The sequence below is a fragment of the Rhizobium yanglingense genome (genome assembly GCF_977109285.1).
Map to the genome: position 1 here is coordinate 1,225,560 of NZ_CDSAWY010000005.1, position 13,698 is coordinate 1,239,257.

Here is a 13,698-nt window from a genome sequence, read left to right on the forward strand (position 1 = left end):
AGGCGGTCAGCACCGGGAGGGGCAGATGAGTGAGCGGGAAAAGATGGCGGCTGGCGAGTGGTATTGCTGCCTTGATGACGAGCTCGAGGGGCTGCGCCGGCTGGCGCGCAAGGCCGTTCACCAGCACAACACGATGCCGCCGGACGAACGCGGCAATATGGCACCGGCGCTGGCGGAGCTGCTTGCGAAGGCGCCTGCCGACGCTTTCATCGAGGCGCCGTTTCATTGCTCCTATGGTGTGAACATTGCCCTCGGCAGTCGCGTCTACCTCAATGCCGGCTGTACCATCCTCGATTCGGGAAAGGTGGAAATCGGCGAGCGGTCCATGCTGGGACCGGGCGTGCATATATATTGTGCGGAACATCACAAGGATGCGGCTCTTCGCAAAGCCGGGATCGAGATGGCGCGGCCGGTTTCGATCGGGGAGGATGTCTGGATCGGCGGCGGCGCTACCATTTTGGGCGGCGTGTCGATCGGGGACGGCGCAATCGTCGGCGCAGGCGCGGTTGTGACGAAAGATGTGCCGAGTGGTGCGACGGTCGTCGGCAATCCGGCGCGAATCCATAAGTGATTGCGATGCATATCTGCCGTGGTCTTGATTGACGTCGGATGACGCTAGATTAGGGGCGAACACGGAGGATAGGCCGATGAGCAATAAGAACCTGCCATGGGAAGGTGGCTGCCGTTGTGGCCGAGTCAGGCTCAAGATCAGCGCAAAGCCGCTGCTCACCATGGCGTGCCATTGCACCGGCTGCCAGAAAATGTCGTCCAGCGCCTATTCGTTGAGCGCCGCGATTCCGGCGGAAGGCTTCGAAGTGACCCGGGGCGAACCCGTGATCGGCGGCCTGCATGGCGTAACAAGGCACTATTTCTGTCCGCATTGCATGAGTTGGATGTTTACGCGGCCCGAGGGCATGGACTGGTTCGTCAACCTGCGTGCCACCATGCTGGATGATACAACTTGGTTCACACCGTTCATCGAGACCTGGACGAGGGAGAAGCTGTCATTCGCCGAAACCGGCGCGGTATATAGCTATGAAACGCTGCCGGAAATGAATGCCTATGAGGGGCTGGTGAAAGAGTATGTGGCGCGGGGATGAGGCTTAGAAGCCTTGGAACAGAAAATCCAGCTCGGCAGTAATTTCGTCGCCAACTCGGCCTACTTCGTCCGCGCTCGTCAACAATCTTGATTTCACGGATTCCCAAGCGCTCTGAAGTATCGGAAACTGCCGAAAACTGCTTTGCGGCCCCAATTTATGGTGTTTTTTGTGATGCGACCGACGCAGCCTTCTTCTGGCAAATATGGCCTGTTTCGCGAACGGCTGGAGGCGATGATCAATCTGAAGTATCCCCTGGTCCGTTTGGGCGCCTGACAATGCTAGCTATTCAGGTTCATGATGGCGGGAGGGATTCGAACCCCGCTGCCCTTGCAGGCATGCCGCATTTGGAGTGTAACGCACTAGCCCGCAGCGCCGCCGCTCGCCCGCTCCAGCTCGACCAGATGCTCCTTGCAGGTCGTCTCGACGAGGCGGTGCAGATGCTCCGTCCGCTCCAGCAGCCAAGCAAGCGCCTCTTCGGTAATTTCGAAGTGCTTCGAGTAGCGCGCTTTCACATAGGCTTCGTTGAGGATGTTGAACCAGGCGGTATAGCGGTGCTGGTCGCGCGGCCAGGCGTCGATCAAGCGGCGGTCCTGATCTTCGGCCAGCCCCCGCAGGAATTTCAGGTTGTGCGAAGGCGGGCTGTAGTTGGTCAGGGTGAGGAGCGCCGTCGCAAAAGCATGCTCGTTTGCTTGGTGTAGACTAAACGCTGCCAGACGCGCCCATTCGGTCGCTTCACCAATTTGGCTGGCCTGCCATTGCGCGGTCCGAAAGGTTAATTGAGCCTCCGGGTAGCGCCTCTCGAAATGCTCCTTCGCCACCCTGTACGCATCGACGGCGGAGAGCTTTTTCGGTTCGGCCAGCGGCCGGTCGTCGAGCTCGTAGAGCACGATGCCCTCGCGCAGGATGTCGACGAAGAAATACTGGCCATCGGCCAGAAAGTTGTTCACCTCCCGGGCGCCATGGACGATCAGCCCGACCGGAGTTTTGACCTGCTTATCCCACATCAGCCGGTCGGTGGTTTTGTCCCAGTATTGCGGTTCAGCCAGCTGCTTGGAATTGACCAGCACCAGGATGTCGTAGTCGGAGCGGTAACCCTTCATCGTGTGCGGCTCGTCGACCCAGGTGCCGCGGCAATAGGAGCCAAACAGGATGATCTTTAAGATCCGGCCGCGCTTCTTGAAGGCGGCAGACGTGCCTGACAGCGCATCGGCGAACTCCTCATGGATGATCGCAACGACGCGGGCAAGCTCGCGCTGCTTTTCTTCCGGCAGATGTTCCAAGGACGATCGCATGGGCCATCGATAGGCCAAAGACGATTCGCCGTCTACTACTGGAAACTGTAGGAACCGCGACCGCTTGCAAGCCGACGCAATCTCCCGCGGCTACAGTGGAGCGAGATGTTCCTTGCAATTTCAGGGGTTTGAAAGCGGGCCATCAAATTTGCCGTACTTCACAAACGGTAGCCCGTGCCTTTCAACGCAAGCGTCTGCTTCGGCTGTCGCCTCCGCATTCTCCAGTCGCCGCAGGCGTTCGCGCTCGGCTTTGATCACGCGGGCGATGCCGTCTTCGGCGGCGAGGGAGATGTTGACATTGAGTTGGCGTGCCGAGGAGACGATCTGAGCATCGAGAGACAGATTCCAGTCTTTTCAGACAGGCCGGCGCATGGCGATAGTCCTGCGAAGTTATGCGCAGAAAATTGCGCATAATTTCGGAAGGGAAAAGGATTTACTCGTCGCCCATCTTCAGCGCCGCGATGAACGCCTCCTGTGGGATTTCTACCTTGCCGAACTGGCGCATGCGCTTCTTGCCGGCCTTCTGCTTGTCGAGCAGCTTGCGCTTGCGGGTGGCGTCGCCGCCGTAACACTTGGCGGTCACGTCTTTGCGCAGCGCCGAGATGGTTTCGCGGGCAATCACGTTGCCGCCGATCGCGGCCTGGATCGGGATCTTGAACATGTGCTTCGGGATCAGCTCCTTGAGCTTCTCGCACATGTCGCGGCCGCGCTTTTCAGCCGCCGTCCGGTGCACCATCATCGACAGCGCGTCGACCGGTTCGCCGTTGACGAGGATCGACATCTTCACGAGGTTGCCTTCGCGGTGGTCGGTCAACGCATAGTCGAAGGAGGCGTAGCCCTTCGAAATCGACTTCAGCCGGTCGTAGAAATCGAAGACAACTTCATTGAGCGGCAGATCGTAAGTCAGCATTGCGCGCGTGCCGACATAGGTAAGTTCGATCTGGATGCCACGCCGGTCCTGGCAGAGCTTCAGGATGCCGCCGAGATAATCGTCCGGCGTCAGGATCGTGGCTCTGATCCAGGGTTCGTGGATTTCGGCGATTTTCACGACATCCGGCATGTCGGCCGGATTGTGCAGCTCGCGCTCCGTACCGTCGGTCATGTACATCTTGTAGACGACGGAAGGCGCGGTTGCGATGAGGTCGAGGTCGAATTCGCGCTCCAGGCGTTCCTGGATGATTTCGAGATGAAGCAAGCCGAGGAAGCCGCAGCGGAAGCCGAAGCCGAGGGCTGCGGAAGATTCCATCTCGAAGGAGAAGGAGGCGTCGTTGAGGCGCAGCTTGCCCATCGCGGCCCGCAGATCTTCGAAATCGGCAGCATCGACCGGGAAGAGGCCGCAGAAGACGACGGGCTGGGCCGGCTTGAAGCCCGGCAGCGCTTCTGCAGTCGGCCGCTTGTCCTCGGTGATGGTATCGCCGACGCGGGTGTCGGCCACTTCCTTGATGCTGCCGGTGATAAAACCGATCTCGCCAGGACCGAGAGAATCCACATTGACCATCTTCGGCGTCAGCACGCCGACGCGCTCCACCTGATACTTGGCATCGGTGCCCATCATGCGAATTGTCTGGCCCTTGGTCAGTACGCCATCGATGACGCGCACCAGAACCATAACGCCGAGATAGGCGTCGTACCAGCTATCGACGAGCAGTGCCTTCAGCGGCGCCTTTTCGCCGCCCGGGCTCTTCGGTGCCGGCAGCTTGTGGACGATCGCTTCCAGCACGGCCGGAATGCCGAGACCGGTCTTGGCAGAAATCAGTACCGCGTCGGAAGCGTCGATGCCGATCACTTCCTCGATCTGCTCCTTGATGCGCTCAGGTTCTGCCGCCGGTAGGTCGATCTTGTTGAGGACGGTGACGAGCTCGTGGTTGTTGTCGATCGCCTGGTAGACATTGGCAAGCGTCTGCGCCTCCACGCCCTGGGACGCGTCAACGACTAGCAGCGAGCCTTCGCAGGCCGAGAGCGAGCGTGAGACTTCGTAAGCGAAGTCGACGTGTCCGGGGGTGTCGATCAGGTTCAGGATGTAGGTCTCGCCGTCATCCGCCTTGTAGTGCAGGCGCACGGTCTGCGCCTTGATGGTGATGCCGCGCTCGCGCTCGATGTCCATGTTGTCCAGCACCTGCTCGGACATTTCGCGATCGGCAAGGCCGCCGGTCGTCTGGATCAGGCGGTCGGCAAGCGTCGATTTGCCGTGGTCGATGTGGGCCACGATCGAGAAATTGCGGATGTGGGACAGCGGAGTCGTCGGTTTGGTGCTCATGCGCGCCATATAGCAGTGCCGCCCCCCGCCGCAAAGCGGAAAAGCAGGACTACGTTTAGGATAAAATGCGCGTCATAGGCGGCGATTAAAAATCACTTGATTCCATTATCGGACCATGTATTTCTCTTATAGTAGAAACAATGGATCGGACGATGGACCAGGAACTCGAAACGGCGATTGGCATTCGCATCCGCAAGCTTAGGGTCGAAAAGGGCCTGACGCTGGATGACCTTGCCAATGTCTCCGGCGTCAGCCGCGCGATGATCTCGCGCATCGAGCGGGCGGAGGCGAGCCCGACAGCCTCGCTGCTTGCAAGGGTCTGTGCCGCGCTCGGGCTTTCGCTTTCAGCCTTCTTTGCCGATGAAAGCCAGGCCTCGCCACTTGCAAGACGCCACGAGCAGCAGGTCTGGCGCGATCCGGAAACCGGTTATCTGCGCCGCTCCGTCTCGCCACCCGCAACGTCGTCCGAGGTCGACATCGTCGACGTCGAATTCCCTGCGGGCGCCTGCGTGAGCTTTCCGCCGCATACGGCAAGCCACGGCATGACCCAGCACGTCTGGGTGTTCGAAGGCGAGATGGAGATGACCACTGGCGAAACGGTGCATCACCTTTTGCCCGGCGATTGCCTCTTCATGCCGGTCGGGGAGGGGCATGTCTTCCGCAATCCCACCAGCAAACCCGCCCGCTATTGCGTCGTGCTCAACCGTAGCACCCGCTGATTTGACTTCAGGAGAGACCGTGACCGTCATTCGTATTCTTGATGCGCGACAGGCCGATGCGGCTATTGCGGAACTTTGCGAGATACTCGTCGACTGCGTGGAGGGCGGCGCCTCAGTCGGCTTCATGCAGCCTTACACGGCGGCCGACGCCGAGCCCTATTGGAGGAGCGTCGCAGAAACGGTCGAGGCGGGCGTCAACCTGCTCGCCGTGGCTGAGATCGACGGAAAGATCGTCGGGACGGTGCAGGTCGGATTTGCCTCGATGCCGAACCAGCCGCACCGTGGCGATTTGAAGAAGCTGCTCGTGCATCGTTCTGCACGTGGCAAAGGTATGGCACGGCTGCTGATGGAGGCGATCGAACACGAAGCCGCAATACATGGCAAGCGCCTGCTGGTGCTCGACACAGCAACCGGCAGCGAAGCGGAGGCAATCTATCCGCGACTCGGCTGGGAGCGCGCCGGTGTCATCCCGGATTACGCGATGTGGCCGGAAGGCGGCTATTGTGCAACCACGCTGTTCTACAAGCGCATCGCTCCCTAAACCATTGACAAGGCGTGCATCCACCGCGCCTTATCCGACAAAACAAATCAGGGAGAAGCCGGTGCGCGTCATTTATTCCGAAGACCACAAGCTGCGCGATGCGAAGACAGAGCTGCATGGCGGTCTGCTGGTGACGCCGTTCGAAGGACCGTTTCGCGCAGAGTGGATCCTAAAAGCAGTCAAAGAGGCGGGCTTTTCGGATGTTGTTGCGCCGGAACGGCATGGACTGGAGACGGCTCTGAAAGTGCATGACGCCGGCTATCTCGATTTCCTGTCGAAGGCCTGGACTTTGTGGCAGGCGAGCGGGGCCGCGGGAGAGGCGATCCCGACCTCGCTGCCGGTGCGCCGCGCAACGCAGCGCGTGCCGAACGATATCGACGGAATGCTCGGCTATTACGCCAATGCCACCGAAACCTCGATCACCAGCGGCACCTACGAGGCGGCCATCGCCTCGATGCAATGCGCGATCACCGGCGCCGATTGGCTAAATGCCGCAAACCGGTTCGCCTTCTCGCTTTGCCGGCCTCCCGGCCATCACGCGGGCATCGATCTCTTCGGCGGCTATTGCTTCATCAACAACGCCGCCGTCGCGGCACAACGCCTGCTGGATATCGGCGCAAAGAAGGTTGCGATCCTCGATGTCGATTTCCATCACGGCAACGGCACGCAGGACATCACCTATCGCCGCGGCGACATCTTCTTTGCGTCGCTGCACGGCGAACCCACCAATGCCTTTCCCTATTTCTGGGGCTATGCCGATGAAACCGGTGAGGGCGACGGCGAAAACTGCAATGCGAACTACCCGCTGCCGCGCGGCACGGCCTGGGCTGCATGGTCGGCAGCGGTTGCGGATTCGCTAGCGCGCATCAAGGCTTTTGGCGCCGAAGCCATCGTCGTCTCGCTCGGCGTCGATACCTTCGAACGCGACCCGATTTCCTTCTTCAAGCTGACTTCCGATGATTTCACACGCATGGGCGTGTTGATCGCCAAGGCGGGCCTTCCTGTCCTGACCTGCATGGAGGGCGGCTATGGCGTGACGGAAATCGGCCTCAACGTCGCCAATATGCTGAAAGGGCTGGAGGCCTAGAAAGCCCTGCGATGGACGACCAAAATCAGCAATCCGATGTTCCGACGCCGCGCATGCTCTCCTGGGCACGCAACTCGACGATCTATCGCCTCGAGCGCCGGATGATGACGGAAAAACAGCTCTTCGATGCGATCACGCGAAAGGCGAAGCAGAAGTTCGAAGACATCAGTCCGGCGCAGCTGAAGGCGCTTGCCGACTCGGCGGTTAAATTCGCCTACGACCAGAAAGCTCTGGACGACGTCGCCTATGCTGCGGTGAGCACCCGCTCGGCGGTACGCGGCGGCAAGTCGAAACGGATCATCGCGCAGAAACTCTCCTCGAAAGGGGTGGCAAGCGATATCGTCGATACCGCGCTCGAGCGTGCAGACGATCTGTTCGCCGCCGTCGTCTTCGCCCGCAAGCGCGCCTTTGGTCCGTTCCGGCGTGGCGATCTTGATGAGAAGCGAAAGATGAAGGAGCTTTCAGCTTTCGCCCGGAATGGATTCAGCTTTGAGATCGGCAAAAAAGTTTTTGGCATGAGCCCCGGCGAGGCTGAAGAGGTGCTCGAAACCAGGCTGGCGCTTTAGCGTCTCGGTTCATAAAGCGCGCTTATGTTCGGATCAGAAGTTTGCATTTGCCGCTCTGCGATTGTGTTCGTATCAGTGGAGCAAATCAGGAGCGGGAAATGGATCAGAAGACGGGCGAACCAGCGGCAAACGGCAGTGCCGTTGCGTTAACTGCAGCGACGCCCGCATTTTCCGGCGGTGTTGCGGCCGGTGCACTCATGTGCCTGCTGTCGATGTCGTCCATTCAGTTTGGTGCGGCATTCTCTTCCGGCGCGATCGCAGCCTATGGATCGGCCGGTGCCTCCTGGCTGAGGCTTGCCTTCGCGGCAGTCATCCTTGCAATCGTCGTTCGTCCGCCTTTGCTGCGCTACAGCCGCGAGCAATGGATCGGCGCACTGGTTCTCGGCGCGACGACAGCGCTCATGACCATGTCCTTCTTCGCGGCGATCGAGCGTATTCCTTTGGGGCTTGCGGTAGCGATCGATTTTCTTGGTCCGCTTTCCGTCGCAACGTTCGGTTATGGCCTGACGCGGCGCCTGATCTGGCCGGTGATCGCCGCAGCCGGTGTTCTCTTCCTCGCCTATGATGGCGAGCAATGGGTCGGCAATCTGCCCGGCGTGCTCTTTGCTTTCGGCGCCGGCGCGGGCTGGGCATGCTATATCATGCTGACGAAAAAGGTCGGTGCGGCGTTCAAGGGGCTCGAAGGCCTCTCCATGTCGCTGATCGTGGCAGCGGTGGTGGCGACGCCCTTCGGCTTTGCCGGGGCCGCGTCGAACCTCGATGGCTACGGTCTCGTCGAGATGGCAGGCCTGGCGATCCTCGTTCCGCTCCTGCCCTATACCCTGGAGATGATTGCGTTACGGCGGATGTCGACGGCCGCGTTCGGCATCCTGATGAGCTTGGAACCGGCAATCGGTGCGCTCGCAGGCTTCCTCATCCTTGCGCAACCCATGACGCTGTTGCAGATGCTCGGGACCGCGCTGGTCGTTGCGGCGAGCGCAAGTGCGACCTTTTCGACGGAAAAAGCTTAGGCGGGCTTGCGCGCCGGATCGTCCAGTGCGGGATTGTAGAATAGCGATAGCGTCAAACTCTTCGCGATGCGTTCCGCTGTCGCCATGAACCAGGCCTTTGCCGCGGCATTCGGAGCGATATCATCGAGCGTTGCGGCAAAGAGCTCCAGCCATTGCGGAAAGAGAGCCGGCGTCATGCTTGCAACACCGACATGTGCTTGCACCGGCTTCCCGCCGTAGGCGCCACTGCGGAATGCGACGGACGACCAGAAGCTCTTCATCTTCGCCATGTGCTCCGGCCAGCGGCCGGCAAGCCGGGCGTCGAAAACCGGGCCGAGTTCGGGATGCGCAAGGACGCGGCCGTAGAAAGTCTCGACCAGCCTGTCGATGAGGGCATTGTCGATGCCCATCGCATTCATTTCCGTTTCCGCTCGCTGGCGGATTGCGGCGGCATGCGCCGCCCGGCCCTGCAATTCACTATTCATCTCAGACCCATGATCGCTTTGTTGCGGCACGCCTCATATAGGCACCCGCCTCTTCCAACTGAAGTCCACAATTCGTCTTGCGGCAATCTGTCGGGATCGACCGCCCGATGCTTGACGCCTTGCGGTGCGCTGTTTAGATTTAGAATAATTCTAAAATGGAGTCATTGTTATGCTACCGCAGTTTTTCAGGTCGTCCAAACGTTCATTCAAATCATTGTCGGAACAGGAAATTCTGGCGCTAGCGGTTGCCTCCGAAGAGGACGACGCCCGCATCTATCGTGCCTATGCCGACCAGTTGAAGGTCGCTTATCCCGCCTCGGCGCAGGTCCTCGAGGACATGGCGGAAGTCGAAAATACGCACCGCAAGTCGCTGATCGAGATACATCGGCAGCGTTTCGGCGAACGCATTCCGTTAATTCGCCGCGAGCACGTGCAGGGCTTTTATGAGCGCAAGCCGGATTGGCTGCGCAAGAACCTGTCGTTGGAAGCAGTGCGGCAGGAAGCCGAGACGATGGAGGAGCAGGCTTATCGCTTCTACGTCGAGGCGGCAAAGCAGACTTCGGATGCCTCGACGCGCCAGCTTCTCGGCGATCTCGCGCTCGCCGAACAGGGTCATGAAGACATTGCCAGGATGCTCGGCGACAAACATACGCCGGAGGGCGTAAAAGACGCCGAGGACGATACGGCGCGGCGGCAATTCGTGCTCACCTATGTGCAGCCCGGCGTTGCAGGCTTGATGGATGGTTCGGTCTCGACGCTGGCGCCGATCTTTGCCGCCGCCTTTGCGACGCAGGATACGTGGCAGACCTTCCTCGTCGGCCTCTCGGCCTCGGTAGGCGCGGGTATATCGATGGGGTTCACCGAAGCTGCCCATGACGACGGCAAGATTTCCGGGCGCGGTTCGCCAATCAAGCGTGGTCTCGCCTGCGGCATCATGACAACGCTCGGCGGTCTCGGCCACGCACTGCCCTATCTCATCCCGCAATTCTGGACCGCGACGATCACTGCCGTCGTCATCGTCTTTTTCGAGCTCTGGGCGATCGCGTTCATCCAGAACAGATATATGGAAACGCCATTTCTGCGCGCCGCCTTCCAGGTCGTGGTCGGCGGAGGCCTTGTGCTAGCTGCCGGCATCCTGATCGGCAATGGGTGAGGCCCGGTCCGGCGCGCAGCCGAAGCAATCGACCCCAGCGACACGATTGCAGCGCCGAACGCCTTGAACTCAAGCGAAGGGCGGGAGACCGTGCGGCAAACAAAGTCTCATAAAGCGGCCGACGGTCGCAGGCCTTAGTGCTGAAGGTTGAATTTCTTACTTCAGAGCGCCGACCAGCACGTCACGGCCGTTTTCGATCGTCACCCAGCGGCCGGCATTGTAGCTCGACTGGCGCTTGACGAAGGAATAAGCCGTGTCGAACCAGGGCTTCACGCTGGAAGCGAGGTTGTCGAGAATGAAGTCGCCTTCGGCTGTGCGAAGGGTCAGCACGGCATGACCTTCGCCATCCGGTTTGCGCACCACCGTCATCAGAAGGTTTGCCGGCTCAAAGCCGCGCTGAAATCAGGATGCGGCGCTTAAGGAGTGCAAAATCTTCACAGTCGCCCGCCGTTGTCGGATAAGCCCAGATTTCGTCCTTGCCGTAGATTTCCTTGTCCGTCATCGGGGTGATGGTGCTGTTGACGGTGGAATTGACCGAGCGGACAAGAGCCCACTTCTCGCCATTCATTTCCGCCGGCCCTGCGTTGCGGTCCGCACCGCATTCGATCCGGTGCAACTGGCAGAAATCATAATGGCCGATTGGCTGCGAGGTGGCACCGCCGGTAACCATCGAGAGGTTTCTTGTGGGGGCCGGTAATGCGGCCGAAGACATCGCAAACATGGCCATCATGACCATCAAGTAACCCTTGATCCGCACGCCCGTTTCCCTGCATCGCCCTTGTATTTGTTAACAAAGAGTTAACGGAGAGGGCGTTGAGGAGTCAATCATTACTTCTCGAAGGGCTGCCCTAACAACCCGACATGGTTAAAATGCCACACAACCGGCGGTTTCGGGCCGGCATCGGTCTCAAACTCTGGTGGAGGCGGCAGGCGCCTGCTTCGACTAACGAATGAGGCCTTTAGCGGCAGATAGTATCCGCTCGATATCCTGCGGCCGTGAAAGCCGATGGTCGCCATCGCGAATGAAGGTCAACACGACATTGTCGGCAGGCAGGTGTTCAACCAGCTTCATGGCGTGACTGTAGGGAACGTCCGGATCCTTCATGCCTTGCAGGACATGGACCGGGCAGCCTGTGTTGATGATGCCGGTCAGAACCCGGTTTTCGCGGCCGTCTTCCAGGAGTGCACGGGTGTAAATGTTGGGCTCCGGGCTGTAGTCGGACTTTTCTTCGAAATAGCCGCGTTCGGCAAGCGAGGCGCGATCCTTTTTCCTCAGATGCGGCTCGATGAGGTCCGATGTGAAGTCCGGTGCCGGCGCGATCAGCACCATACCGTCGAGCTTTGGCGTCCCCTCCAACTTTGCAAGTTCCTGCGCCAGCCGCAACGCAATCCATCCGCCCATGGAGGAACCGACGATGATGACGCGCTCGGGTCTTGCATGGAGGAGGACGGCGAGCGCTTCTTCCAGCCAGCGGGAAATCGTTCCATCCTTAAACTCTCCAGCGGAAAGTCCATGCCCCGAATAGTCGAGGCGGATGCAGGCAAGTCCGAGTTCGCCGGCCAGCCGATCGAGCTCTATTGCCTTTGTGCCGCTCATGTCCGACCGATAGCCGGAGAGCCAGACGAAGGTCGGGCCGCGATCCTTCGAGGTGGCTTGACGAATGATGAAAGCGATCTTTCGCTCCGCGTCGCCTTCGCCCACCGTCAGGAACTGCGGCTCGGATATGGCTGTTGCTTCGGACATAAGCACAAACTCCCATTGTTTGTGCCTATAAAACAGAATTCTCGATAGGCTGACAGCAGGTGATTTTTCCGCTAAAGCGTGTTATTGACGACATCGCAGCGATAGCGAGACTTCGTTGCGCCCCAATGGAGCGCGAAGCTGCGATCTGAAACAACTCGAGGAGAGTACGACCATTCGCAGACCTTTTAAAACCGACGCGCCCGTGAAGGAAGGGCCGCGTTCGAACCGGGAAATCCGTATTCCTAAGGTTCAGTTGATTGATGCTGAAGGACAGAATTTGGGCGTGGTGCCCACCGATCAGGCCTTGAGAATGGCTGAAGAAGCCGGCCTCGACCTTGTGGAAATTTCTCCCAACGCCGAACCGCCTGTGTGCAAGATTCTCGATCTGGGCAAGCTGAAATACGCCAACCAGAAGAAGGCCTCCGAAGCGCGCAAGAAGCAGAAGATTGTCGAAGTCAAAGAAATCAAGATGCGTCCGAACATCGACACCCATGATTATGAGGTGAAGATGAAGGCTATGGGCCGCTTCTTTGAGGAAGGCGACAAGGTGAAGGTGACGCTGAAGTTCCGTGGCCGCGAAATGGCCCACCAGGAACTCGGCATGAAGCTTCTGCAGCAGGTCAAGGCCGACACACTGGAATTTGCAAAGGTCGAAGCCGAACCGAAGCTTGAAGGCCGCCAGATGATGATGGTGCTCGCGCCGAAGTGAGCGGTCCTCATCAATGCATCAAAGCCGTCTGTAAGGGCGGCTTTTGTGTTTTTCAGCGCGCCTGAAGAATTCCTCGTCTGCCCCGTTGCACTTTCGCGGCTCTGCGGGTATAAGCGCGCGTCCGAACTGACCGGCAGGGCATGCCGTGGCAGTTTCGAATGCTTGCGGGACGGTTTCGTCGCCATGCCCGCAGATCAACAACAAACGCTCCCGCACCTTGTTGCGACGGCCGGAAGACCGGACATCGCAGGAGGGCTTTTTTGAAGAAGCGCGCAGGGAGGATAGAAACGGAGTAGCAAAATGCCCAAGATGAAGACGAAGTCCTCGGCCAAGAAGCGGTTCAAAATTACCGCGACCGGCAAGGTCAAGGCCGCTGCTGCTGGCAAACGCCATGGCATGATCAAGCGTACCAACAAGTTCATTCGCGACGCACGTGGCACGATGGTTCTCGCAGAACCCGATGGCCGCAAGGTTGTGAAGAACTATCTGCCGAACGGTCTCTAAGACTATTCCGCGAACGCTTTAGATTAAGGAGATCATGAAATGGCACGTGTAAAAAGAGGCGTTACAGCCCATGCCAAGCACAAGAAAGTTCTGAAGGCAGCAAAGGGCTTTTACGGCCGCCGCAAGAACACCATCCGTACCGCCAAGGCTGCCGTCGATCGCGCCAAGCAGTACGCCTACCGCGACCGCAAGGTCAACAAGCGCAATTTCCGCGCGCTTTGGATCCAGCGCATCAACGCTGCCGTCCGCGAATTCGGCCTTACCTACGGCCGCTTCATCGACGGCCTGAACAAGGCTGGCATCGAGGTCGACCGCAAGGTCCTCTCCGACATGGCGATCCATGAGCCGGAAGCATTCGGCGCGCTCGTCGCAGCCTCCAAGAAGGCCCTCGCGTACCTCAAGGATGCCGGTACGAAGAACGAGTTTGAAAGCGCGGTTCGTTAACCAGCGCTTCCCAAGCTTGACGCTTTTTTGAATTTTGGGAAACCCGCGCTGGTTTGGGCTGGCGCGGGTTTTTCTTTCTCTCGACTGCTTGCCCGGCCGGTTCTAACC

16 protein-coding genes and 1 pseudogene are annotated in these 13,698 nt (G+C 59.4%); 11 read left to right on the plus strand and 6 right to left on the minus strand.

What is annotated here, in order from left to right; translation table 11 throughout:
• Positions 1-25 precede the first annotated feature (25 nt).
• Together ACW4PC_RS15635 and ACW4PC_RS15640 are read left to right on the plus strand one after the other, a co-directional pair.
• On the plus strand, positions 26-571 hold the full coding sequence (locus ACW4PC_RS15635; RefSeq protein WP_455874358.1) for a sugar O-acetyltransferase: 546 nt from the start codon (positions 26-28) through the stop codon (positions 569-571).
• A gap of 76 nt (positions 572-647) precedes the next feature.
• Positions 648-1,100, plus strand: a complete 453-nt coding sequence (locus ACW4PC_RS15640; protein ID WP_455874359.1) for a GFA family protein — start codon at positions 648-650, stop codon at positions 1,098-1,100.
• A 359-nt stretch (positions 1,101-1,459) separates the two neighbouring features.
• Here ACW4PC_RS15640 and ACW4PC_RS15645 read toward each other — a convergent pair whose 3' ends face one another.
• The 3 genes from ACW4PC_RS15645 to lepA form a co-directional block, all read right to left on the minus strand.
• Positions 1,460-2,392 carry a nucleotidyltransferase and HEPN domain-containing protein gene (locus ACW4PC_RS15645; protein ID WP_455874360.1) on the minus strand — a complete coding sequence of 311 codons (933 nt, stop codon included), beginning with the start codon at positions 2,390-2,392 and terminating at the stop codon, positions 1,460-1,462.
• A gap of 120 nt (positions 2,393-2,512) precedes the next feature.
• Entirely contained in the window at positions 2,513-2,734 is a 222-nt protein-coding gene (locus tag ACW4PC_RS15650) for a type II toxin-antitoxin system CcdA family antitoxin (RefSeq protein WP_455875033.1), read from the minus strand.
• A gap of 91 nt (positions 2,735-2,825) precedes the next feature.
• Entirely contained in the window at positions 2,826-4,658 is a 1,833-nt protein-coding gene (lepA, locus tag ACW4PC_RS15655; protein ID WP_455874361.1) for a translation elongation factor 4, read from the minus strand.
• A 143-nt stretch (positions 4,659-4,801) separates the two neighbouring features.
• Between lepA and ACW4PC_RS15660 the strand changes: the two genes are divergently transcribed.
• The 5 genes from ACW4PC_RS15660 to ACW4PC_RS15680 all read left to right on the plus strand — a co-directional run bounded on the left by ACW4PC_RS15660 (position 4,802) and on the right by ACW4PC_RS15680 (position 8,572).
• Positions 4,802-5,368 carry a helix-turn-helix domain-containing protein gene (locus ACW4PC_RS15660; RefSeq protein ID WP_455874362.1) on the plus strand — a complete coding sequence of 189 codons (567 nt, stop codon included), beginning with the start codon at positions 4,802-4,804 and terminating at the stop codon, positions 5,366-5,368.
• A 19-nt stretch (positions 5,369-5,387) separates the two neighbouring features.
• A complete protein-coding gene (locus tag ACW4PC_RS15665; RefSeq protein ID WP_455874363.1) occupies positions 5,388-5,909 on the plus strand; it encodes an N-acetyltransferase family protein in 522 nt (173 codons plus the stop codon).
• A gap of 61 nt (positions 5,910-5,970) precedes the next feature.
• Positions 5,971-6,996 (plus strand): histone deacetylase family protein, encoded by a 1,026-nt coding sequence (locus ACW4PC_RS15670; protein ID WP_455874364.1) that lies wholly within the window; start codon positions 5,971-5,973, stop codon positions 6,994-6,996.
• Between the two features lie 11 nt (positions 6,997-7,007).
• A complete protein-coding gene (gene recX / locus ACW4PC_RS15675) occupies positions 7,008-7,562 on the plus strand; it encodes a recombination regulator RecX (protein ID WP_455874365.1) in 555 nt (184 codons plus the stop codon).
• Between the two features lie 98 nt (positions 7,563-7,660).
• On the plus strand, positions 7,661-8,572 hold the full coding sequence (locus ACW4PC_RS15680; RefSeq protein ID WP_455874366.1) for an EamA family transporter: 912 nt from the start codon (positions 7,661-7,663) through the stop codon (positions 8,570-8,572).
• On the opposite strand, the gene ACW4PC_RS15685 is transcribed toward ACW4PC_RS15680, so the two are convergent.
• Positions 8,569-9,036 carry a group III truncated hemoglobin gene (locus ACW4PC_RS15685; RefSeq protein WP_455874367.1) on the minus strand — a complete coding sequence of 156 codons (468 nt, stop codon included), beginning with the start codon at positions 9,034-9,036 and terminating at the stop codon, positions 8,569-8,571. The two genes, ACW4PC_RS15680 and ACW4PC_RS15685, sit on opposite strands and share 4 nt — an antisense overlap.
• A 169-nt stretch (positions 9,037-9,205) precedes the next feature.
• On the opposite strand from ACW4PC_RS15685, the gene mbfA reads away from it, so the two are divergent.
• Positions 9,206-10,189 (plus strand): iron exporter MbfA, encoded by a 984-nt coding sequence (mbfA, locus tag ACW4PC_RS15690; protein ID WP_455874368.1) that lies wholly within the window; start codon positions 9,206-9,208, stop codon positions 10,187-10,189.
• A 156-nt stretch (positions 10,190-10,345) separates the two neighbouring features.
• Here mbfA and ACW4PC_RS15695 read toward each other — a convergent pair.
• Together ACW4PC_RS15695 and ACW4PC_RS15700 are read right to left on the minus strand one after the other, a co-directional pair.
• A pseudogene (locus ACW4PC_RS15695) lies at positions 10,346-10,946 on the minus strand (transglutaminase-like cysteine peptidase).
• A 186-nt stretch (positions 10,947-11,132) separates the two neighbouring features.
• On the minus strand, positions 11,133-11,933 hold the full coding sequence (locus tag ACW4PC_RS15700) for an alpha/beta hydrolase (RefSeq protein WP_455874369.1): 801 nt from the start codon (positions 11,931-11,933) through the stop codon (positions 11,133-11,135).
• Positions 11,934-12,105: 172 nt separating this feature from the next.
• On the opposite strand from ACW4PC_RS15700, the gene infC reads away from it, so the two are divergent.
• From infC to rplT, 3 genes are all read left to right on the plus strand, one after another.
• A complete protein-coding gene (infC, locus tag ACW4PC_RS15705; RefSeq protein WP_074063010.1) occupies positions 12,106-12,642 on the plus strand; it encodes a translation initiation factor IF-3 in 537 nt (178 codons plus the stop codon).
• A gap of 300 nt (positions 12,643-12,942) precedes the next feature.
• Positions 12,943-13,146 (plus strand): 50S ribosomal protein L35, encoded by a 204-nt coding sequence (gene rpmI / locus ACW4PC_RS15710; protein WP_004108077.1) that lies wholly within the window; start codon positions 12,943-12,945, stop codon positions 13,144-13,146.
• A 39-nt stretch (positions 13,147-13,185) separates the two neighbouring features.
• The gene (rplT, locus tag ACW4PC_RS15715; RefSeq protein WP_022713356.1) at positions 13,186-13,590 is read left to right on the plus strand and encodes a 50S ribosomal protein L20; all 405 of its coding nucleotides are present in this window, start codon (positions 13,186-13,188) and stop codon (positions 13,588-13,590) included.
• Positions 13,591-13,698 lie beyond the last annotated feature (108 nt).